A 20,608-nucleotide genomic window follows, 5' to 3' on the forward strand; every position below is an offset into this window, starting at 1 on the left:
CGTCGCTCACGCCGGCATGCCCGGTTCGAACGCGACGAGCTCGGCGACGATCGTACCCCGGCTGAATTGCACATCCCATGCGACAGGGCCCTTCAGCGCTGCGATCCGGGCCTTGATGCTTACCGGCCCGTCATCCACAGGCGCCATCACGCGCGATTCAACGAGCATCTCCCGGGAGGCGTCGTCCGAAATTGCCGTGCAGCGGAGCTGCAGCTTGAGCGGAGCACGCGACAGATAGGGAAGAATTGCAGCGCCGACGAAATCGCCCCAGGTGACCGGAGGCGGGGAGTATCGATCGTTCCAGGTCAATCCCGGGGTTGCGCAGTACGGAATGATCGGCAGGCCCATCGACCACAGCAGCAGCAGAAGGCCGGGACGGCCCTCGATCTCGTGCACGCGCAGGCCGTCGACATCGGCACGCATCACCAGCCGGCCGCCTCGTCCGTCGGTTACGCAGTGATTTCCGGCCGGATCCAGCGTCGTCGACAGATATTCGCTGGGAGAAAATCGTGCAAAACGCGCCGGAATACGGCCGGTGGACGTGACGCGCCAAAGCGCCACGCCCGGGGCGAGGCCGGAAGCGAGGCTAAAACCGGCGGGAACGCGCAATGCGGCGCGCACCCATTGTCCCGCCTCGGGAACGCCGCCCTGAATCCATATCGGAGAGGCATCCGGGCCGGTCGCCACCAGCAGGTAATTGGCCAGCTTGAACGGCAGTGTCGGCGCGCCGGCCAGCGGGCCGGCTTGCACATGCATATGGAGGTGAGGCGTGGGACTGCGGCCGGAATTCCCGACCGAGGCGAGTTCCTGGCCGACCGCGACGCGCTGTCCGGGACCAACGACGATCGATCCCCTGCCGAGATGGGCCAACATCAGCCAGAAGCCCTGATCCATGCGAATGACGACGTGATTGCCCCAATTCTGGCTGTAATTGCTGACGCCGATCGGGTTGTCGTCGATGCCGTCGCATATGAGCTCGACCACACCGGCGACGGGACAATAAACACGCGCCCCATATATTCCGTGGGGTGCGCCTCCATCGTGGGGGAACTCGAAGTCGAGGCCGTGCGACCATGCCCCGCGGTGGCTGAGCGGTCCGCCGAAGCTTTGACCGATCATGAGCGTCCCCGACAGCGGCACGGCGACGAGCGGTTCCGGCGCTCCGAATCGAGCCTCGGCCAGCATCGCCCGCTTCCATGCATATTCGGGCGGCAGATCCCGCCTCTGCGAGGTGACGACGGCATGCGGCACCGAACGGGCCGAGAGCGCGAGGATGGCGACCCAAATCGTTATCAGGGCCGGGAGGGGCTGAAACGCCCATCCGGTCCCCCCAAATCCGGTCTGCGTCACCAGCGTGAGAATGGAGGCACTCACGCCGGCAAGGGCGGAGATGAACAGGGTCGTCCATCCCGGCAGATAGATGACCGCACCCAACAGCATGCCGGCGATGAAGCCATTATGGGCCGATATCAGCCACATCCACTGAAAACCGAAGCCCGAGAGCAATTCGGCGGTCAGGACAGTGAAGATCCAGCCGACGATTCCGCTCAGCACCATCGTTCGAGACCACAGCATCATCGCCGCCAGCACGAGCAGCCCCGTGACCGGACGCGGCGAGAAAAGGATCATGCCCATGGAGCGTAGAAACGAGTCGAGCCAACCTGTCGCTCCGATGGGAAAAGGCCAAACGACATCGCTCAGCGACGCGGCCTGCGCCCAATAAGGCAGGATCGTGAGGAGGATGCCGAAGACGATGGCGAAGGCGGCGGAAAGCGGCGGCACCGGGGCGTGCACGAGCACCCGCGCCAGCGCCGCGGCCACCACCGCCGCCGCTCCGGAGGCAAGCAGGATGAACAGCACCGCCACGTGAAGCGGCTGCCCCATCGGCGCCACGAGCCACGCGGCAGCGATCCCTGCAAGGATGCCGTTCGCGCGCACCGCCCCCTGCAGCCCCGGGTCTGCGCTTCCGATGGACCGAAGAAAAGCCTCGGCCATCAAAAGACCGAGAAGCGCCCCGATGAGGTGAGCCGGCTCGACCGCGGCTGCCGCCAGCACGACGAGTCCCGCTCGGGGACTTCCGATCATCAGGATGCCGCCAAAGGCGCTGCCGAGTCTCTCGATCGGATGGTGCCGGCTCTCTTTTCGTTCGGTGACGAGGCGAGGCAAGCCCAGACGAGCGTTATGCCACCGCAACCGTACCCAATCGCGCATTACAGAGACGATTCGCGTCGAACCAGCCGTGTCGGAACCATCTCGCAACTTTCGACATCCACCAATTCTTCACGTTTGCGGATCACCTCGGCGCGGCCATCGACGCCGATCAGCACGACGGCGGGCCGGAAAGCGATGAACTGCATCGACTGGGTGACGTTGTAGGCACCCACCGGATGCAGGACGAGCCGATCTTCAACCTCGAGAGGAGGCAGATCCACCGACTCACGGATCACATCGATGTTCATGCACAGGCAGCCATATAATCTGACCGCGTTGGGCGGCAGATTGCTCGCACGGGCCGGCGTGACGCCGATGCGATACCAGGCGGCGGTATAGAGCAGGTTGATGCCGGCATCGACGACGTAGCCCCCGCGGGCATGTTCCCCGAGCACGAGGCTCGCTTTGGCATTGACCGCCGACAGATCCGTAGCGCCGGCGCGGTCCGCGCCCTTGACCGCGACGACGGACGTAATCAGCCAGCCCGCTTCGTCCACCAGATGGCGCCCGCTTTCCAGGCGCAACTGGGGCCGGCGCGCGCGCGGGAGCTTGTTGAGCACCCCGGCGATCGCTGCCGCGTAGGCCTCGATCGAGGGCACCGAATAGTCGGGCAGGCCATGCAGAACGCTGTTGGAGGGAAATCCGCCGCCGAGATTGATGCACGGCACCAGGTGATCGGTCTGCGCCTCGATATGGTCCCTCAACGCCAGAATACGGTCTGCGGTGACCGCATATGCCTTCGGGTCCAAAATGTAGGTGCCGATATGGGAATGAAGCGTGTGCAGCTTCAGGCGGGGATTGGAGATGATCCGCTGGGCCGCTCTCCTTGCTTCGCCATTGCCGAGCGCGAAGCCAAATTTCGACCACACGGGAGCGAGTCCCGTATCGACCCAGATGCGAATGCCGACGTTTACGGGCTCGGCCCTCTCGGCGACGATGGCTTCGATGAGTCCCAGCTCATCCCAATTGTCAATCTGAACGACGGCGCCTTCGGACAAGGCGCGCTCCAGACTGTGGCGCGGCTTGTGCGGACCGTTGTAGATGATGCTGCGCCCGGGGATCCCGGCCCTGCGCGCTTTCTGGTACTCGAAATCCGAAACGACTTCGGCGATCCATCCCTCCTCATGCAGGACGTTGCAGATCGCGCCGAGATAATTGGTCTTGTACGACCACGCAAAGACCGTGTTGGGATAGACGCTTTCAAAGGCCTTGCGCGCGCGGCGGGCGGAGTCCCGCAACACCCTTTCGGAGAAAACGAAGAGCGGCGATCCGAATTTTTCGACGAGGCCTTCGACGCTCACGCCTTCGATGCGGTCGGTATGTGTCGTCCGCAGTCCGTGCGAGAGCGAATTGCGGGCAGCAGATGCCTCTCCCGAGCGGCCGAGTTCGCTGGTGATCACCGGCGGGGAGTATGGGGCAGTCATTCCGCGGCCTCCGAGCGATCCAGTGCCTGGTCGCGCATGAGCGTTCCGGTTACCGACAATTCGGCGAGATCGGTGATGTCGCCCACCAGATCGACGCAATGACGAACGAACATGCGTCCCGCGCTGCAGGTCTGCAGAGGAGTCTCCGGTAGCGAAGCTGCACGCTCGACGAGCGCGGCGGGCAGGTTGCAGCCGAGCTGAGATGGAAAATCGATCCAGGCAGGAAAACGAGGGTTCATTTCGATCAACGAATAGCCCCGCCGGCCCTTGATGAATTCGAGTTCGAAAGGACCATTCCACCGCAGGGCCGCGATGATACGTTTCACGGTATCGTTGAGCTGCGGATCGCTTACGACGATGCCCGAGAAAGCCTTGCCGGCCTTCGTCAAGAGCATTTTGCGAATCGAGCAGGAACCGACGATGTCCCCCTGTCCGTTACCGAACCCGGCGACATCATATTCTTCCCCGTCGATGATTTCCTGCACCAGGACCGGGCCGCCCCAGACTTCGGTGAGCTGATGGAAGGCGAAGGCGACCTCTGCCGGCGAAGAGACCCGACGTGCATCATAAAAGCGCCCTTTGAGGAACAAGGGGTAGCCTATCTCTGCGCCGGCCGAATAGGCGGCGGACAAACTGGGAGCGACTATCGTACGCGGCGCGCCGACGCCCGCCTCCGAAGCGAGCCGGGACAGGTTCTCCTTGGAACGTCGCTCGAAGGATTGCTTGGTCGGCAACGTCACTTTTATCCGGCGGCGCCAGAACTCCTTGGCCAGTTTGAAATAATTGGGAATTTCGGCGTCGAGGCAGGGAATGATCATGTCCAGACGCTGGATTTGTCGGATCTCATCGATGCGATCGATGAGCGCGCCTTCTCCGGCTGCCGGGAAAGGCAGCGAGAACGCCACGTCGACATTGTCCATATCCATACTGAAGAGGCCGCTCTCCAACGGATCGTATGAAAGGCCGACGATCCTCGCGCCTGGATAGATACGACGAATGCTGCGGATGACGGCAGAGCCCGGCTGCGGGTTGTCGCCGCGATGGAGGCCACTGACGGCAATAGCCGGAAACTTTGGCATCTTCCCTACCTTAATTCACAGCCGATACGGTTGAGTTTCGTCCATGCCGGGCCCCAGCCGGCGCCTCCGCCCGGGGCACGGCGCGCTGCGGCGAACCGTTCGCCGCACTCCCGCGTCGTGCGGCGCCAGATCTCTTGAGGGAGCCACTTGCTTCCCGAGCGGGCAGCCCAACCATCGACATGTCGTTCAAGAAAAGCTCGACGTCGCGCTCTGCAATGGCGCGTCCGACACCATACCGCTCAGTATAACGCACCACGATCTCGTTTATTGGGGCGTTTACCTTCAGTTGACTGAGTATGAAGGACGCCGTCTCGCTGGCACGATGAAACTTCCCGGTTATAGTATCAAATATAAATCTGTTCTTGATTATAAGAACATGTGAAAAATCCGGGCTGGGGGGAATATCAAAGACGACCTTTTCCCCCTGTCTTTCTCTCGCCCCCGAGCGACGTCTTGTCTCTTTTTCCCGCATCATAATGTAGTTCTGCCCTCTTTTTCAGTAAACCTGCCCCTTTTCAGTTAGACAACATCATTCACCGCCGGCCACCCCCATGTATACATCAGAACGTCCCACCAATTCAACAAATACGCTCCCCCGAGCGCGAAGGATTTAGCATAGCTAAATTTCAGCTATAGCCTCCTCCTTCTTCCATAATGGCCACTCTGTCAACGATTTAAATCAAAGATGACAGGACGGTGCACAGAGAGACTCAGAAAGCCTCTCTCGTTGTTATAATTTTGGTTTTCAGGCCTGCCGCTACTGTGGAGCCGGAGGCAAATTGCCGATGGGCGCGTGTTTTGAGAGGTTCCCCAAAAGACGAAGACAACTGCAGGAGGGGGATCAAAGGCAAACGCTGCACGGAAAGATTGCCGGCTCCCACGCCTTGCGGCAAGCCGTACTCAGGATAGTGGAGCCGTTGCAGTGCCGGTAGGAAATCCCACAGTGAACTACGGTGGCGCACGACGTAGATGACAGAGGCGCCCGACGTAATTGATAGACGACGCTCACCGCACCCTCTCGCTTCGAGCTCCAGTTTAGAGCCTACGGCTCGTATCGCAATTCTGGCAGATTAAACGGCTGTATTTCTGTATTACTTCCGCACTTGAACATACGGGGCGCGTCCCCCGCCGAAGCCCATGGCACATTTTTCAGGGCGATCATCCCGCGGCACCGGCAATTTCGGAATATCCAGCGCGCGCTCGTGACGGGCCGTCTTCCCGACCCCCGGGCCGCCGCCGTCGACCGCCCGCAGAAGCGGCACGCGCGTCGCTGTGCCGCAGTTCCTGAATGCCGCATCGGTTCCCTCCCGCATCCGCGCGATGACAGACCCGACAGACCTCGCCGCTGAAACCCATGGCGGGCATTGCGGCAGGTCCGTCGGGAGATGGCACCGGCCCGGGAATGTCGAGCAGGTTCCGCACGCCATGACTTCCTCGGGCTCTCCGGCGGCGGCTCCAGGAGCCTTGTGCACCGCCCCCCCCCAAGACGCCGGTAGGCGGGTATTCCAACCATAGAGCGGCGCGTATCTTCGGAATAATCGAGTCGTTCTTCTGCGCCGCAAAAGACGTTCCTTGCAGAGGGGATGCACGACCTCAATCGGAGTGCGAAAAAAGCGGAGAGCGGAGCTTCGCAATCGATTCTCTGATGGGGAAGCGACCTGATCTCGGCCGGCCCCCAGACTCTATGTCTTCCCCGCCGGGCGGCTCGGACATCACCTCACCGAATCGATACCGATGTCTGCGGCGGGTACGGCGCCGACCTCGCCGGTCAGGTCCACGTCGCGCGTCCCGCGAAATCACAAGGCATGCGACCTGAACCGGTCGTCATCGAGACGCCGCAAACAAGCTGGGCAGCTTCGGGCGTATCCCGCCATTTTCCTGGTCCGCCGCCGCTCCGCGCGTCTCCGATGATCCCCGGCAATCGCGTGCCCGAGAACGCCGGCGATGAGGACGAGCCTGAGCAACTCGGGCTCGATTCCATTTTATCGGACTGTGGAACTCATCTATTGAGCCAGTCCACGCGCTTCTATCGCCATTTTATTCACGACAGGAGAGGCATGATCTCCCAGACTTACCAAATTAACGTCCCCCTTGATCACCTGATCGACGAATCCATCGACCGTACTCTTCGTGACCTTGGTCCAATAAGCGGCTCCGTCAGAATACCACTCGTTGCATGTCCAGTGGGCTTCGGTCTTGAGGGCCCCGGAGTAATGCCATATATTCTTCATACAGAATTTATAGTCTTTTACCTTCCAGGTCCCAAAGGCATACCCCCTTCCGTCCTTGCTATACCCCAGGACGTCGCCGTTTGATTTGAAATAGAGAACGGCATTTGGATAGGATATCGTATTTCCGGCGTATATGTCGAAGGTTTCCTCTTGCGTAAGAGCCCGAACATTGTCGAATACCTCCTCTCTCGTAAGTTCGGGGATATCGGATGAAAAAGAAGAGTCAGTTCCAGCTCTGGCATTACCCGGCAACACTAGAGCCAAAATTAGGACAGCCGCAGAGTTTAGCACCCTCATGAATATCGCCTTCATTCCTATCATGTTTGGATTTGTGTATTGATCGTCGGATCAATTCCATTTTTCTGGAACACCGACTAACTCATATACCGCGTTGACGTTATTCAATTCCAAAATTTGAATCAATAGCACATTGCATCGCCGTCGAATGTCCGCGGTCAAATACTGACAGGTAATTTTCGTCCGAGTCCGACCGAGACACGCGGGGGGCCTCGGATTCGGCAACCGGCCGAGGCTGCCACGCCGTCGGTCTTCTCGGCGCGATCCTGAGGGGACCGACAGGCCCATCGGCCGAAGGGAGCGGCGTCTTCCTCGCTCTTCGGCGCGCTCGGGCGATGATGGTCGGTGGAGGATGATATCTCGTCGGCGAAATCCCGCCGGTCGTCCTGCCCCGCCGGAGAGGCCTTGTTCGCGCCAACCTCGGGCCGGAACGACAAGGGCCGCGATTATCGCGTGGCTTTCAAAAGCGGCGTGCAGGGCATCGGGCTTCGCGCTTCCCGGCGGCGGGCCGGGGAATTCACGTGCGTCAGACACACCGCCCGCTCGAGCATGCGCCCGGCGCTTCGCTGATGCCGGACGAGAGGGGCGACGGCACCATCCTGATCAAGGTCGCTGCGCGTGGCGCCGCGACGGAATGATGACGATCCGGCACCGGCCCCTCAGGCCGCTTCGTCGAGGTGACGGAGACGCTGCCGGTGACTTCGAGTTCTCGCTTCCGGCGCTACCAGAGGCCGTGAAACGCATCCGAATTGACGTTTCGGCATTTGCCGCAGGCCCTCGCCGAGAGAGGCGGCGGCCTCATGCGCGACACCACCCGGCGGAGAGCCATTCGGTCAGGCCTTGCCGCGGCGCTTGCCGCCCGTCGACCCGCGGCGCTGGGGCCGGCTCGCCTGTTCGCCCTCGCCGTGCCGCTCGATGCGGACACCGGTGAAGAAGAGGATCTCCGCGCTCTTTTCGCGGCCTTCGCGGCCCGATTGCGGTCGGGAGTTCGGCTGTTTCGGAAAGTGCAGAATGACGCTCATTTGGGGACCTGCCAGCGGATTGCACCAGAACGGATGACTCCGAATGCGTTCGATACCGGTCATATACAGGTAAGGAAGATTAACGCACCGTGTACAACCGCACCAGACACGAACGGGCGTCATCGGATCGTGAGCTGTCCGCGTGCCCTTGCGCACGGGGCCGTCGCCTGCCGGGGCCGCAGCCGCCTCAGCCCTCGGCGAGGTCCAGGAAATGGCGCCCCCGCTTGTCCTCCGCCTCGATCACCCACAGGTCGGGATCGAAGCGGAACTCGCGCTGCAGCCGCGTCTCCGCGTCAAGCGGCGTCGCGCCCGGTGGTGTCAGGCGGATGAAGCGCCGCTCGTCGTCGCCCGCCCCGATGAGGGATTGCGGTGCCGGGCCGTAGAGCGCCGCGGTGCCGTCGAGATGGTCGACCTTGATGAACACCGTTCCGGCGTCCTCCGCGCCGCGATGGCGCAGGACCGCATAGGCGCCCTCGACCATGGCGCGCCGCAGATAGGCGGCGACGAAGATGCTCGATTTCAGCCGGGCGCTCATTCGATCCGCGAGCCGGTGACCAGGGCGAGCTCCCGCAGCAGGCGCGGCGAGATCTGCCCGGTGACGGGCAGGCCGCGGTCCTTCTCGAAGCGGCCGATGGCGTTGCGGGTGTCGCCGCCGAGGATGCCGTCCAGCTTGAGCGGGCCGTAGCCCTGCTTGGCCAGCGCCTTCTCGACAGCGAGGATGCGTTTGTCCGACGACGTCGCCGCCGCTCCGGCGGCATTCCCCTTGATCAGGGCGGCGATGGGATCGGCCGGCTCGGGCCGGGCGGCGGGGAGCGCGCCCTGCGGCGGCACGATCGGCACGGATCGCGCGAGGATCCGTGCGAGCAGATCCGCGCTCGGCTGCCCGTCGACGGCGAGGCCGTTGTGCTGCTGGAAGGAGCGGATGGCGGCATTGGTCTTCGGCCCGAGCATGCCGTCGGCCTGGCCGTCATAGAGTCCGCGCTCGGCCAGGGCGGCCTGGATGCTCCGCAGGACCGATGCCCCGTCCGCCGCCTGCTGATCGGCGAGCGCAGCGGCCTGCCCCTGATCGGCCGCCGCGGCGCTGTCGGCGCGAGCCGGCGAGGACGGCGCCGCGCCCCCCTGCTGCTGCGCCCGCTGCTCGGCGAGGAACGGCGCCGAGGCATGGTTGACCGTCTGCAGGGCGAGAGCGTTCACCAGAATGGCCGTGCCGAAACCCACCATGGCGACGAGGCCGACGACCTCGGCCGGACGCTGCAGGACGAATCGCAAGGTGCCGACGAGGCGCGAGGGCACCTCCTCCATGGTATCCGACAGCAGAAAATCGCGATCGGAGCGGGCCAACGCTTCACGCACGTTTCTTCCCCAATTCTTCGACGGTAACAAAATGATCCTGCGCCACCGGGCGAAGCGGCAGCGTCTCGATGATTGCGCCGCCCGCGAAGGCGCGGCGCGAGGCTTCGTTCTCGCAATCCATCGGCAGGAGCACGGTGACCGTGGTGCCCTGCCCGACGAGGCTTTCGACCTCCATGCGCCCGCCATGGAGCTGGGCCAACCCCTTGACGACGGAGAGGCCGAGCCCCGTGCCCTCATAGGTGCGCTCGTAATCCTTGGACGGCTTGCCGGCGGTCGACTGGAAGAAGGCTTCGCCGAGGCGCGGAACATCCTCCCGGGCGACGCCGACGCCGTCATCGGCCACGAAGAGGGCGACACCGTGCTTTTCCTGCCGGGCGCCGATGGTGACGTGCCCGCCCCGCTTGGTGAATTTGAGCGCGTTCGACATCAGGTTGAGGTAGATCTGCCGGCAGGCCCGCTTGTCGGCGATGATCGGCGGCATGTCAGGGTTCATGGCCATTTCGAGGGAGATGCCCAGTTCCTGCGCCTTGAGCAGCAGGATGTTGCGGCAGTTCTCGACGAGATCGCGCAGCGAGAAGGATTCGGCCACCAGTTCGAAACTGCCGCTCTCGATCTTCGACATGTCGAGGATGCCGTTGACCATGGACAGGAGATGGTGGCCGCTGTCGTGGATCAGGCCGGCATATTCGTGCCGCCGCTCGGCCGACAGCCGCATCATCTCCTCGTTGAGCATCAGTTCCGAAAAGCCGATGATGGCGTTCAGCGGCGTGCGCAATTCATGGCTCATCGTCGCCAGGAAGCGGCTCTTGGCTGCATTGGCCTTCTCCGCCTCGATCTTGGCGTCGATGAGCTGGTGCTCATAGGCCTTGCGGTCGGTGATGTCCTGCATCACCGCCACCGTCTGGCGCTCGTCGTCCTCGCCGAGCGGGCGGCAGCGCATCTCGACCCACAGGAAGGTCGGCGCGCCCTCGCCCTTGCGGCGCAGCCGGAACTCGACGACGGAGCCCAGCCCGTCCATTTCCGCGCTGGAGAGGGCCGAGAGATAGGCCGGGCGGTCGGCGATGTGGACATGGTCGAACAGTCCCTGGCCGAGGAGGTCGGCCGGCTCGACGCCGAGCAGGGCCTGGGAAGCCGGCGAGGCGTAGACCACCTGCCCGCGCTTGCCGTGGCGGGTCACGAGGTCGCTGATGTTCTCCGCCAGCAGGGTGTAGCGCGCCTCGCCCGACTTGACGAGTTGGCGGTCGTAGCGGCGAAGGCGCAACTCGACGAGCACGATGGCGCCGGCGGCGTTGATCGCCAGCAGCGCGCCGAGGCCGTCGAGCAGGCGCCCGGCGGCGGAGGCGGGAGGCTGGATCGGATGGCCGGACAGCAGGATGGCGATGGCGGCCGCGCTCGCCAGCATCGCGGCGCGCACCACGATGTTGCGGGCTCCCGTGAGCATGGCGACGAGGGGCACCGTCATCAGCGTGACCAGCGCCAGGCCGGCATGCCCTCCCTCCTGCCATCCCGTCAGGATCGAGAAGCCGCACAGCGCGAGAGCGGCGAGCAGGGCCGCGACGTCGAGGCGCCCCGTCGTCGACAGCCGCCACACGATGCCGAGCAGCGACGCGGACAGCATCATCAGCGTGCCGGCCGCCATGTTCGGGCCGCCATAGATCGCCAGGAAGGGCGGTACGAGGAGCAGTCCGGACAAGGCCGTGGCCAGGAGCATGGCGATGAAGGCGCCGTGCCGCGCCCCCGTCGAGGGGTCAGCCTTGGCCGAGCCGTGGACCAACCGTTCCACGGACGCCTTTGCAGAAATGAACCAATCAAACTGACGCAACGCCCCGGCACGGCCTACTGGGCCGCGCTCCCTACCATGACTGAGGGACCATGGCAGGGGCTCTTTAAATGAAACCTAAGAGAACAGGCCCGCAACGGCGTTCCTCCCCGCAAAAGCGGCGGAGTGGGCCGCAACCCACGAACATGGTGAACGAAACCTCAATCGCAGCCGATGCGGGCGCCCTCGTCCCTGCAAATCCGCCGCCGACGGCCCGCGGTTAACCATTTCTTCACTTTGGGAGCGCCCGCGGCGGGGCACGCGCGCGCCTATGCTAGACTGAGTGTTATCGCAGATCCTGGCACAGGCCCGTCCGTGGAGCGTCCGGCGTGTTCTTCATCTTCCGCATGATCTTCTGGATGATCGTCGTCATGCTGGTGCTGCCGTCGCCGCGGACGACGTCGGACCGGCGGGAGGAACTGTCCGTGCATGCCCTGGCGTCGCAGGCGGCCGCCGCCGCGACCTCCTACTGCGTTGCGAATGCCCAGACCTGCATGGCGGGCCTGGAGACGGTCCGCTCGCTCGCCGCCCCGCCCGACAAGGCGGTCCAGCGCGATGCCAGGCCGCGGGACGGGGCGCCCTCCCCGGCGATCGCCCTTCCGCCGCCTCGCCCTGTCATTCCCTGAGAAGCCGGCATGCCCCGGCAACAAGTTCCCGGCCCCCTTTGTCTTCGGGACGGCACAGCCCTATATGCATCGCCATGAGCACGACCGACATTAGCGACATCATCGAAAACTTCGACGTCCTCGACGATTGGGAAGACCGCTACCGCTACCTGATCGAACTCGGCCGCACGCTGGAGCCGCTGCCCGAGGAGGCTCGCATTCCTGCCAACAAGGTGCAGGGCTGCGTCAGCCAGGTCTGGCTGGTGACACGCTGGCAGGACCGCCGCGCCTCCTTCGTCTGCGACAGCGACGCCCATATCGTGCGGGGCCTGCTCGCCATCCTCGTGTCGGTCTATGCCGGGCACACCGCTTCCGAAATCCTGGACATCGACGCCCTCGCGGTGTTCCGGCAATTGCAGCTCCAGGAGCATCTGACGCCGCAACGCTCCAACGGGCTCAGATCCTTCGTCGACCGCATCCGCAGCGACGCCCGCCAGATGCTGGCGCGAGGCGAAGCCCAGGGCGCCTAGACGCGAGGGTTCAGATACGGCAGGGTAGACTTTCCGTATCGACTTGGCGTCGACTCGCGCGCCGAAAACTATAGTTGCAGAGGGAGATCTGTTCTTCTCCAGGTAGCATCGGCGTCGATTTCATCGTTCTCCGACGCCAAAAAGCCGAACGCTCCGCGTCCGGCTTGGATGGCGTCATCGCCCGCGGCGGCTCACCGCCCTTTCCGACGACGCTGCTGGCCGAGCCCCATCTGCTTGGCGAGGTTCGAGCGAGCCTGTGCATAATTCGGGGCGACCATGGGATAATCTGCAGGAAGACCCCATTTCTCCCGGTATTCCTCCGGCGAGATATTATACTGGGTCCGCAGGTGACGCTTCAACGACTTGAACTTCTTGCCATCCTCGAGGCAGATGATGTAGTCCGGCGTGACCGACTTCTTGACGGGAACCGCAGGCTTCGGCGCCTCGGCCGGCATTTCCTGGACACCGCTGGTAATACGTTGCAGAGCGCCATGCACCTCGTTGATCAAGCCGGGCAAATCCGACGCCGCAACTGAATTGTTGCTGACATAGGCCGACACGATATCTGCCGCTAGCTCGATAAAGTTGGCGTTGAGTGATCCATCGCTCATGGGGAAATCGGCTTTCTTTCTCGGTCTGATTTAACTTAATTTGAACCCGAGGCCGCATCACCACTACATTCCTCGACAGCAGTGAGTGCCATAATTCGTCTCGCAAAACTAGAATCACGAATTCCGAACTGAGCCCCGATCTAGGCTTCCAAGATTTATCAATCAAGGTCTTTCGAAAGACAAGGCCTAATTTCACATTCAAACAATCCTGTTTACTGCTGCAAAAGCATCGTCCGCTTATGTAAGCCACAAAGCTGTCACGAGGCGCCTTTTCCCTTCGCGAGCGGATCACAGGCGCTCGACAGCCCTCGGGCTTGTCAATATTGATTCTAAACAGCCCCCGGCGCTAAAGAAGATACAAAATCTGCGATTTTTGAGTAATTTATGGGAAGAAAACTGCGGTTCCCGTTACGCATCCTGATGGAAGGAAAAGCACGCTTCCGCTGCGACACGCCCGTGATTTTCACAAAATTACAATGTATTTTCAAAATCGGCGGGATTGTCGCGCACGGAGAATTGTATGGGCCGCCTCGGCACCCTATCTATAGGAACATCCAGCAAAGCCGCGGACGCTGACAGCATGAATCACCGCAGGGGCTGATTTGTTGAAGTGTAGAAGCGCTTTGCGGCGAAATATGGGGATCCCATCGTGCAGGACAGGAAAATCACCAAGTCGGACGCCGAGTGGCGGGCGCAGCTGAGCCCGGAGCAATATCGAATCACGCGCGAGCACGGCACCGAGCGGGCCTTCACCGGGCCTTTCTGGAATTCGAAGGACAGGGGCACCTATTCCTGCGTCTGCTGCGGGGAGGACCTCTTCCGCTCCGACACGAAATTCGATTCCGGCTGCGGGTGGCCGAGCTATTTCGAGCCGGTTCGCCCTGATGCGGTCGTGGAACTGGAGGACCGGGCCTTCGGCATGCGTCGGATCGAGATCCGCTGTGCCGCCTGCGACGCCCATCTCGGCCATGTCTTTCCTGACGGGCCGAAGCCGACGGGGCTGCGCTACTGCATCAACGGCCACTCGATGACCTTCACGCCCGACGGCGCCGCGTAACCGGCGGCGGGCAAGACCTGCCGGGCGGGACGAGGTCGATCGCCGAAACGGCCGCCCCGCCCGCAGGCCGTGCTTCTGCGGCCCGGCGACGAGCCCGGATCTCCCGGTGCCTCGCCGGGCCTCGCGTCTCCACTCACTCCAGGACCGATTCCGCACCATGCCTTTTCCGACATCGCTCCCCGCTCCCCTCGCCGAAAAGCGGCCGACCCGCCGCGTCGTCCACGGCATTGCGCTGGAGGACGACTATGCCTGGCTGCGGGCCGACAATTGGCAGGAGGTCCTGCGCGACGGCACCACGCTGCCGGACGACATCCGCAAGCATCTGGAAGCGGAAAACCGCTATGCGGAAGCGATGCTGGCGCCGGGAGCGGCGCTGCGCGCCGCTCTGTTCGAGGAACTGAAAGGCCGCATCAAGGCCGACGACGCCTCGGTTCCGGCACCGGACGGGCCCTATGACTATTACTCGCGCTTCCGCGCGGGCGGGCAGCACCGCATCCATTGCCGCCGCCCGCGGGGCGGCGGGGACGACGCGGAGGTCGTCCTGCTCGACGGCGATGCGCTTGCCGAAGGAAAGAGCTTCTTCAGCCTCGGCGGCCTGGCCCCTTCGCCGGACCATCGCCTGATCGCCTGGAGCAGCGACGACACCGGCTCCGAATTCTACCGCGCCCGCGTCCTGGACACGCAGACCGGCGAGAACCTCGCCGACGACGTGCCCGATACGGGTGGCGGCGTGGTCTGGCGTACCGACGGGGCCGCCTTCCTCTATGTGCGGGTCGATGCCAATCATCGTCCCTCCAGCGTGTGGGAACATCGCCTCGGCACCTCCGCAGGCGAGGACCGCCTCGTCTATGACGAGCCCGATGCGGGCATGTTCGTGGGTCTGTCGCAGACGCAGTCGCGCCGCTTCGCCGTGATCTCCGTCCACGACCATGAAACGTCCGAAGCGCGGCTGATCGACCTCGCCTCGCCGGGCGGCGAGCCCCTCCTGATCGAGCCGCGCGAACAAGGCATCGAATATGAGGTCGAGCACCGGCCCGGGCCCGGCGGCGAGGATCGGCTCTTCATCCTCACCAATGCGGACGGCGCCGAGGATTTCAAGATCGTCACCGCTCCCCTCGCCTCCCCGGGGCGGGCGGGGTGGAAGGATCTCATCGTCCACAAGCCGGGCCGTCTGGTGCTGAGCATGGCCGTCTTTTCCGCCTGGCTCGTCAGGCTGGAGCGGGAGGAGGGCCTGCCGCGCATCGTGATCCGCGCCCTCGGCGACGACGCCGAGCACGCCATCGCCTTCGACGAGGCCGCCTATGCGCTGGCACTCGATGCGGGCGCGGAATTCGACACCGACATGATCCGCTTCGTCTATTCCTCGATGACGACGCCGGCGGAGACGTGGGACTACGACATGGCGACGCAGACGCGGACCCTGCGCAAGCGCCAGGACGTGCCCAGCGGCCACGACAGATCCCTCTATGTGACGCGCCGCGTCTTCGCGCCGGCCGCCGACGGGGAGACCGTTCCCGTCACCCTGCTTCACCGCCGGACGACGCCGCTCGACGGATCCGCCCCGCTCCTGCTCTACGGCTACGGCGCCTACGGCATTTCGATGCCGGCCCAGTTCTCGACCAACGCGCTGTCGCTGGTCGATCGAGGCTTCGTCTACGCCATCGCCCATATTCGCGGCGGCACCGAGAAGGGGCGACGCTGGTATCGGGAGGGCAAGCTCGCCCTCAAGCCGAACAGCTTCCGCGACTTCATCGCCGCCGGCGAATTCCTCGCCCGGGAGAAGGTGACCGCGCGCGGACGCATCGTCGCCCATGGCGGCTCGGCGGGCGGCATGCTGATGGGGGCGGTCGCCAACATGGCGCCGGATCTCTTCGGCGCGATCGTCGCCGAGGTGCCCTTCGTCGACGTACTCGTCACCATGCTCGACGACACCCTGCCGCTGACGCCGCCCGAATGGCAGGAATGGGGCAATCCCATCGAGGACGAGGCGGCGTTCAGGACGATCCTCTCCTACAGCCCGATCGAGAATGTCGCCGCCCGGACGTATCCGCCGATGCTCGTCCTCGCCGGCCTCAGCGATCCGCGCGTGACCTATTGGGAACCCGCCAAATGGGTCGCCCGCCTGCGGGAAAAGAAGGCGGGAGACAATCCGGTGATCTTCCGGATCAACATGGAATCAGGCCATGGCGGCGCCTCCGGGCGGTTCGAACGCCTGCGGGAGGTGGCGCTCGTCCAGGCCTTCGCGCTGCAGGCCGTGGACGCGGCATAGATCCCGTGCGGCGGGGTCTCAGAGGGTGGCGGGCAGAACGGGCGCACTGCCGCCGGACCGTGTCCGGGCGGGAAATCCGCCCTCCCCGGCGATGGCCTGGGAACTTCGAGGAAGCCGGCGCGTTGGGAAAATCAGGCCCGGATCGAGCCGGGAGGGCCATGCGTCGGCCCCCCACTTTTCGCCCGCATAGCCCACCAAAATGGTTCCCTTCTTCGGCCAACGCGCTTAAGTTTCGCCGCCGATGGCTGCTTTCAGCCTTCCCGCCCATCCGTTTTACGGGCGCTCATGCCACTTCAAGAGGAACGCCATGTCCTTCACGCTTCCCGATTTGCCCTATTCCTATGATGCGCTTGCCCCCTACATGTCGCGCGAGACGCTGGAATATCATCACGACAAGCATCACCTCGCCTATGTGAACAACGGCAACAACCTGATCAAAGGCACGGAGTGGGAAGGCAAGAGCCTGGAGGAGATCGTCAAGGGTTCGTTCGGCAAGAATGCCGGCCTCTTCAACAATGCCGGCCAGCACTACAACCATCTCCATTTCTGGAAGTGGCTGAAGCCGAACGGCGGCGGCGCCATCCCGGGCGAGCTTGAAAAGGCCATCGTCGACGGGTTCGGTTCGGTGGAGAAGGCCAAGGAAGATTTCATCCAGGCCGGCGTCACGCAGTTCGGCTCCGGCTGGGCGTGGCTGGCGGTCAAGGACGGCAAGGTCATCGTCGTCAAGACCCCGAACGGCGAGAGCCCGCTGGTGCACGGCGCCGCGCCGATCCTCGGCGTCGACGTCTGGGAGCACTCCTACTACATCGATTATCGCAACCGGCGCCCCGACTACCTCAAGGCCTTCGTCGAGAACCTCGTCAATTGGGAGTATGTGGCGGAATTGTACGGCGCCGCGACCAAATAAGCAGAGCGGCCGCTCTGTCCGATCCGCGAAGGCGGGGCCCTGCGGCTCCGCCTTTGTCTTGTCTCCGCCGCCCTTCGGAGCGGCGACGTCTTCAAGCCGCCGCTGCATTATTCCTTCGAGGAGCAGAGCTCGCTCCGGCCGGCGATCGCGCAGGGATTGTACCTCTGGCACGGGGGATCGCGGGGATTGCCGGAATACGCCGGAAAAGGGCCTGGCCCAAGCCTGCTACGCATGGCTCGGATAGCAGCCATGCAAACTAAGCATTTGTTTATTGTGCGGCGCACACTAAACTAAGCCTTGTCAGACGGCGCGGATTTGTTCCCCGTCTGATAGCCCTCCTTGGGCGTTTCCTCCCTAGACTTGGGCCGCAGCGCAAGCTGCGGCCTCTTTCTTTTTCAGGGACGCCCCCCCGGCGCGTGCCGGATGAACGGTTGTAGCGCAGGTCCGGGCCGCTGGCCACCCCGCATATTCGCCGGGGCTGCAGGAGACGCATGCCCCCCTGCGAGGGCCTCCCGGCTTGCGCTTTGGGCTGTCAAGCAGCTGCAAAGCCGCGTATCAGGGCGCAAATCATCTGGCGGATTGCTGTCTTGCTGAAAAACATCCTTTCCATCGGCGCCTGGACCATGGTCTCCCGCGTGACCGGCTTCGCCCGCGACGCCATGATGGCCGCCATCCTCGGTTCCGGCCCCGCCGCCGAGGCTTTCATCGTCGCCTTCCGCCTCCCGAATCACTTCCGCGCCATTTTCGGCGAGGGAGCGTTCAACGCCGCCTTCGTGCCGGCCTATGCGAGAGTGCACGAGCAGAGCGGCAATGCCGCGGCGAGACTGTTCCTGGGGCGCATCGTGTCGCTGCTGCTGATCTCCCAGGTGATCCTGCTCGGCCTCGCGCTCCTCTTCATGCCGCAGCTGGTCGCGCTGCTCGCACCCGGCTTCGAAGGCGAGCGCCTCGCTCTGTCGGTCACGCTCACCCGCATCACCTTTCCCTACCTGCTGCTCATCACCCTGGCGACGCTTTACGGCGGCGTCCTCAACGCCTCCGGGCGCTTCACCGCGGCGGCCGCCGCGCCGGCCCTGCTCAACGTGGCGATGATCGGCACGCTGGCCTGCGCCTGGGTGTTCCCGACGGCCGCCCATGCCGCGGCCTGGGGCGTCACGATCTCCGGCGTGCTGCAGCTGGCGGTCATGCTCTGGGCGGCCAAGCGCGCCCATGTGCTCGCCAAGCCGGAGCCCGTGCATTTCGACGCGCCGGTCAAGGGCTTCTTCTCCGCGCTCGGCCCGGCCACCATCGGCTCGATGGGCGTGCAGATCGCGCTCTTCGCCGATACGATCATCGCATCCGTCCTGTCGGCCGGCGCCGTCGCCGCCCTCTATTATGCCGACCGCATCAACCAGCTGCCGCTCGGGATCATCGGCATTGCGGCCGGCACCGTGCTGCTGCCGGAAATGAGCCGCCTCGTCGCCGCCGGGCGGACGGACGACGCCCATGCCGCCCAGCGGCGCACCATATTCCTCACCTGGCTGATGGCCGCCCCCTTCCTGGCGGGCTTCATCACCGTGCCCGACCTCATCATGCGCGCCCTGTTCATGCGGGGGGCCTTCACCGCCCAGTCGGCCGATGCCGCGGCGGCGGCCCTCTACGCCTATGGCATCGGCCTGCCCGCCGTGGTGCTGATCCGCTCGGCGGTGGCGAGCTTCTATTCCCGCGGAGACACCAAGACGCCGCTCTGGGCCTCGCTCAGCGCCGTCGCCGTCAACGTGGTGTTCAAGGTCCTGCTCATGGGTCCGCTGCAGCAGGCCGGTCTCGCCTTCGCGACATCGATCGGCGCGTGGATCAATCTCGGCATCCTCGTCGTGCTCGCCACCCGGCGCGGCTACATGGTGCTCGACCGGCGCTTCTGGTCGATGCAGCTCGGGATCGCGGTCGCCACCCTTCTCATGGGCGTCGCCATGTCCTTCGCCGAATCGAGGCTGACGCCGCTCATCGCCTGGCTGCCGCGCGGACAGGAAGTCGGGCTCCTCGCCTTGGTCGGCGTCGTCGGCTCGGTCGTCTATGTCGGGACGACCTTCGCCTTCTTCCGCGCGCTCGGCATTCGCCTCGGGCGGCGATAGCGGGGCGGAAAGCGGCCCGATGCCGCAGCGCCGTCAGAAGCCGGTGATGACGCTGATGCCGATGCCGTCGAAACTGTCCATCCGCATAAGCGCGGCCGGCGCGTCGGCGAGGCCGATCCGCTTGCCCACCAGCCTGTGCGGCGAGAGCTTGCCGGCCTGGATCATGTCGAGCATGGCCTGGTAGCGGAACGCCTGCATGCCGTGACTGCCGAGGATCTGCAGCTCATAGGCGATCACCCTGTCCATCGGCAGCGGCGGGCGGGCGTGATCGCCGAGCATGAGGCCGATCTGGACATGGCGGCCGCGACGGCGCAGCCCGGCGATCGAGTTGAAGCAGGTCGTCGTATGGCCGAGCGCGTCGATCGAGACATGGGCGCCGCCGCCGGTGAGGTCCCTCACAGCAGCCACCACATCGGCGGTCCGGGAGGCATCGATGGTCGCAACCGCGCCGATCGAGCCCGCGAAGGCCAGCTTGTCCTCGGCCAGGTCGATGGCGATCACATTGCCGCCCATGGCGCTGGCGATCATGACGGCCGAAAGGCCGACCCCGCCGCAGCCGTGGACCGCGACCCATTCGCCCGGCGCGACGCGGCCGAGATCGGCGACGGCGCGGAAGGACGTCGCGAAGCGGCATCCGAGGCTCGCCGCGGTGACGAAATCGAGCGCCTCCGGCAGCCTCACCAGATTGACGTCGGCGAAATCGATCGCGACGTAATCGGCGAAGGATCCCCAGGCCGTGAATCCCGGCTGGAACTGGTTCTCGCAGACCTGGTGATTGCCGGATGCGCATTCGGGGCAATGGCCGCAGCCCGCCACGAAGGGCATGGTGACGCGATCGCCGACCCGCCAGCGCCGGACATGGCCGCCGACGGCCGCGACGGTGCCGGCCAGCTCATGCCCCGGCACATGCGGCAGCACGATGTCGGCATCATGCCCCATCCAGCCGTGCCAGTCGCTGCGGCACAGCCCCGTCGCCTCGACCTTGACGACGACGCCTTCCGCCGATGGCTGCGGATCGGGGACGGTCCGGACGGACGGCGTCTGGCGGAACTGCTCGAAGAGGATGGCCTTCATGCGCGGCTTTC

At 64.4% G+C, this 20,608-nt stretch carries 17 protein-coding genes; 6 read left to right on the forward strand and 11 right to left on the reverse strand.

Annotation, left to right across the window (positions count from 1 at the left end; all coding sequences use genetic code 11):
• Positions 1-6 precede the first annotated feature (6 nt).
• The 9 genes from J3R73_RS21685 to J3R73_RS21720 form a co-directional block, all read right to left on the reverse strand.
• Positions 7-2,211 carry an urea transporter gene (locus J3R73_RS21685; RefSeq protein ID WP_307431851.1) on the reverse strand — a complete coding sequence of 735 codons (2,205 nt, stop codon included), beginning with the start codon at positions 2,209-2,211 and terminating at the stop codon, positions 7-9.
• The gene (locus J3R73_RS21690) at positions 2,211-3,635 is read right to left on the reverse strand and encodes an alanine racemase (RefSeq protein ID WP_307431853.1); all 1,425 of its coding nucleotides are present in this window, start codon (positions 3,633-3,635) and stop codon (positions 2,211-2,213) included. Before J3R73_RS21690 ends, J3R73_RS21685 begins: the two co-directional genes overlap by 1 nt.
• Entirely contained in the window at positions 3,632-4,714 is a 1,083-nt protein-coding gene (locus J3R73_RS21695; RefSeq protein WP_307431855.1) for an ATP-grasp domain-containing protein, read from the reverse strand. Before J3R73_RS21695 ends, J3R73_RS21690 begins: the two co-directional genes overlap by 4 nt.
• A gap of 10 nt (positions 4,715-4,724) precedes the next feature.
• Complete coding sequence (locus J3R73_RS31565) at positions 4,725-5,189, reverse strand: PqqD family protein (RefSeq protein WP_370879977.1); 465 nt, start codon at positions 5,187-5,189, stop codon at positions 4,725-4,727.
• Positions 5,190-6,717: 1,528 nt separating this feature from the next.
• Positions 6,718-7,266, reverse strand: coding sequence for a DUF995 domain-containing protein (locus tag J3R73_RS21700; RefSeq protein ID WP_307431858.1), 549 nt, complete (start codon positions 7,264-7,266; stop codon positions 6,718-6,720).
• An 809-nt stretch (positions 7,267-8,075) separates the two neighbouring features.
• A complete protein-coding gene (locus J3R73_RS21705) occupies positions 8,076-8,327 on the reverse strand; it encodes a hypothetical protein (RefSeq protein WP_307431862.1) in 252 nt (83 codons plus the stop codon).
• Positions 8,328-8,451: 124 nt separating this feature from the next.
• Complete coding sequence (locus tag J3R73_RS21710) at positions 8,452-8,799, reverse strand: DUF1491 family protein (protein WP_307431864.1); 348 nt, start codon at positions 8,797-8,799, stop codon at positions 8,452-8,454.
• Positions 8,796-9,617 carry a peptidoglycan-binding domain-containing protein gene (locus tag J3R73_RS21715; RefSeq protein ID WP_307431867.1) on the reverse strand — a complete coding sequence of 274 codons (822 nt, stop codon included), beginning with the start codon at positions 9,615-9,617 and terminating at the stop codon, positions 8,796-8,798. The genes J3R73_RS21710 and J3R73_RS21715 overlap by 4 nt, the downstream gene beginning before the upstream one ends.
• Positions 9,610-11,400, reverse strand: coding sequence for a sensor histidine kinase (locus J3R73_RS21720; protein ID WP_307431870.1), 1,791 nt, complete (start codon positions 11,398-11,400; stop codon positions 9,610-9,612). The genes J3R73_RS21715 and J3R73_RS21720 overlap by 8 nt, the downstream gene beginning before the upstream one ends.
• Positions 11,401-11,765: 365 nt before the next feature.
• Between J3R73_RS21720 and J3R73_RS21725 the strand changes: the two genes are divergently transcribed.
• Positions 11,766-12,062 (forward strand): hypothetical protein, encoded by a 297-nt coding sequence (locus tag J3R73_RS21725; protein WP_307431873.1) that lies wholly within the window; start codon positions 11,766-11,768, stop codon positions 12,060-12,062.
• A gap of 74 nt (positions 12,063-12,136) precedes the next feature.
• Positions 12,137-12,571 carry a SufE family protein gene (locus J3R73_RS21730; RefSeq protein WP_307431876.1) on the forward strand — a complete coding sequence of 145 codons (435 nt, stop codon included), beginning with the start codon at positions 12,137-12,139 and terminating at the stop codon, positions 12,569-12,571.
• A gap of 191 nt (positions 12,572-12,762) precedes the next feature.
• On the opposite strand, the gene J3R73_RS21735 is transcribed toward J3R73_RS21730, so the two are convergent.
• Positions 12,763-13,182: a Ros/MucR family transcriptional regulator gene (locus J3R73_RS21735; protein ID WP_307431880.1), complete on the reverse strand. Its 420-nt coding sequence runs from the start codon at positions 13,180-13,182 to the stop codon at positions 12,763-12,765.
• A 649-nt stretch (positions 13,183-13,831) separates the two neighbouring features.
• On the opposite strand from J3R73_RS21735, the gene msrB reads away from it, so the two are divergent.
• The 4 genes from msrB (at position 13,832) to murJ (ending at position 19,523) form a co-directional block, all read left to right on the forward strand.
• Positions 13,832-14,239: a peptide-methionine (R)-S-oxide reductase MsrB gene (gene msrB / locus J3R73_RS21740; RefSeq protein ID WP_370879978.1), complete on the forward strand. Its 408-nt coding sequence runs from the start codon at positions 13,832-13,834 to the stop codon at positions 14,237-14,239.
• A 157-nt stretch (positions 14,240-14,396) separates the two neighbouring features.
• Positions 14,397-16,508 (forward strand): S9 family peptidase, encoded by a 2,112-nt coding sequence (locus J3R73_RS21745; protein WP_307431883.1) that lies wholly within the window; start codon positions 14,397-14,399, stop codon positions 16,506-16,508.
• Between the two features lie 307 nt (positions 16,509-16,815).
• Positions 16,816-17,415: a superoxide dismutase gene (locus J3R73_RS21750; RefSeq protein WP_307431886.1), complete on the forward strand. Its 600-nt coding sequence runs from the start codon at positions 16,816-16,818 to the stop codon at positions 17,413-17,415.
• Positions 17,416-18,002: 587 nt separating this feature from the next.
• Complete coding sequence (murJ, locus tag J3R73_RS21755) at positions 18,003-19,523, forward strand: murein biosynthesis integral membrane protein MurJ (protein ID WP_307431890.1); 1,521 nt, start codon at positions 18,003-18,005, stop codon at positions 19,521-19,523.
• Between the two features lie 33 nt (positions 19,524-19,556).
• Here the strand turns inward: murJ and J3R73_RS21760 are convergent, their stop codons facing one another.
• Positions 19,557-20,597 carry a zinc-dependent alcohol dehydrogenase family protein gene (locus J3R73_RS21760; RefSeq protein WP_307431894.1) on the reverse strand — a complete coding sequence of 347 codons (1,041 nt, stop codon included), beginning with the start codon at positions 20,595-20,597 and terminating at the stop codon, positions 19,557-19,559.
• Positions 20,598-20,608: the final 11 nt, after the last annotated feature.

Origin of the sequence: Labrys monachus, from assembly GCF_030814655.1 — a bacterium.
GTDB lineage: Bacteria > Pseudomonadota > Alphaproteobacteria > Rhizobiales > Labraceae > Labrys > Labrys monacha.